Below are 1,767 nucleotides of genomic sequence, written 5' to 3' on the forward strand. Positions count from 1 at the left end.
GTGACTGCTCCCCGCCCTGTCGGGCGAGGCTTCCCACTTCCTAGGCCGCAACCGTCTGTGTGACGGATTTACACTGGCCTCCATGGGCAGAAACGACGAGTCCCGCCGCTTGTAATTCCAGTATTCCCTTGCGTTCGATGTTGATCGCCGCATTGATATCGCGGTCATGCTCTACTCCGCATTCAGGACATTGCCAGATGCGTTTATTTAACGGCATCTCCGACATTTTGTGACCGCAGCAGTGACAGGTTTTCGTACTGGCGAACCATTGCTCCAACTTCACCAGATGCACTCCTTTCTCTGCTGCTTTGTATTCCAGTTTTGCGACCAATCCAGACCATCCAGCATCGCCTATCGCACGAGCCAGATGGTGATTTTTCATCATATTTGCCGCTTTCAGCGTCTCGACAATTACCGCTTGGTTTTCGTCAACAATTGCGCGAGATAATTTATGCTGGAAATCGGCGCGGGCGTTGGCTACCCGCTCGTGAACTGCCGCAAGTTGTATTCGGGCTTTACGTCTGTTTGCGCTCCCCTTTCTCTTACGCGAAAGGGCTTTCTGCTTCCGGCGCAGATTGTGACTGACATTGATAAGGTGGCGCGGATTGGCAATCTTATTGCCGTCCGATTTGATGGCAAAATGCGTCAGCCCCATATCCAGCCCTGTAACGTTTGATATCAGTGCTGGTTTCGTAGGTGCTTCCATTCCGTCATCACAGAGTAACGATGCGTAGTATTTTCCGGTTGCGCTGCGGCTCAATGTGATACTTTTCAGCGTTCCTGTAATTTCACGATGTAAACGAGCTTCAATCGGCAAGATTTTCGGGATTTTGAGCGCACCATCAATGACTTTGATTCCAACACAATGATAGCTAGATTGCTTTCCGTGCTTACTTTTAAACGTCGGGAAACGGGCTTTCAGTTTCGGATTGAAAAAGTTGGAAAAGGCCACTTCGAGATTAATCACCGCCTGCTGTAACGCGATGGAATCATACTCTTTAAGCCATGCGTATTTACGGGATTTTTTTGCTACGGCCAGTAAAGGTTTCAAGTCGTTACGGGGGCTTAAACTCACCCCGTGCCGCTGGTAAGCCTGTTTTTTAATGTGAAGAGCTTTGTTGTACGCAAAACGCACCGCACCGAACTGGGCATTGAGAAATTCCGCCTGTTCCGGTGTCGGGTAAATACGTACTTTCGTGGCTCTTAACATAATCAGCGCTCATTGATATACTTCTGTTATTTTAACAGGTTAACGGAATATATCAATTGAGTAATCATGATGATTTGCTGGAGGGGTTCCTCCGTAAACGGCATAGTGTCAGCAAACTGGTTGTACACCTGATTTTTACCACAAAATACCGCCGAAAATTGTTTGACGGACGAATGATAGAGCAGTTGCGTGATGCTTTTTGTTCTGCTGCCGGAAAGCTCGAATGCGAAATAATTGAGATGGACGGGGAGCCAGATCATGTACACCTGCTGGTTGCCTACCCGCCAAAGCTTGCTGTCAGTGTGATGGTCAATAATTTGAAATCGGTATCATCACGTCTGCTACGCCAGCAGAACACGCATTTACGGATGCAAAGTAAAACCGGACTTTTGTGGTCAAGATCGTACTTTGTCTGTAGCACCGGAGGGGCAACGATTGAAACGCTCAGAGCCTACGTTCAGAGTCAGTCAACGCCAGATTGATCTTTAAAGCCCTGCGGGCTTTTCGCCTTATATCCCCGCCCGCACTGGCCGAGGGTTTACGGCGTTTTTCGCTAA

The 1,767-nt window shown here is 48.6% G+C and carries 2 protein-coding genes; one reads left to right on the forward strand and one right to left on the reverse strand.

Annotated features, from left to right (window positions below; genetic code table 11):
* Positions 1–40: 40 nt before the first annotated feature.
* The gene (locus EAE89_RS22720; protein ID WP_054481736.1) at positions 41–1,210 is read right to left on the reverse strand and encodes an RNA-guided endonuclease InsQ/TnpB family protein; all 1,170 of its coding nucleotides are present in this window, start codon (positions 1,208–1,210) and stop codon (positions 41–43) included.
* Between the two features lie 56 nt (positions 1,211–1,266).
* Between EAE89_RS22720 and tnpA the strand changes: the two genes are divergently transcribed.
* Positions 1,267–1,692: an IS200/IS605 family transposase gene (tnpA, locus tag EAE89_RS22725; protein ID WP_054481738.1), complete on the forward strand. Its 426-nt coding sequence runs from the start codon at positions 1,267–1,269 to the stop codon at positions 1,690–1,692.
* The last annotated feature ends 75 nt before the right edge of the window (positions 1,693–1,767 follow it).

The organism is Photorhabdus heterorhabditis (assembly GCF_018448905.1).
Taxonomy (GTDB): Bacteria; Pseudomonadota; Gammaproteobacteria; order Enterobacterales; family Enterobacteriaceae; genus Photorhabdus; species Photorhabdus heterorhabditis.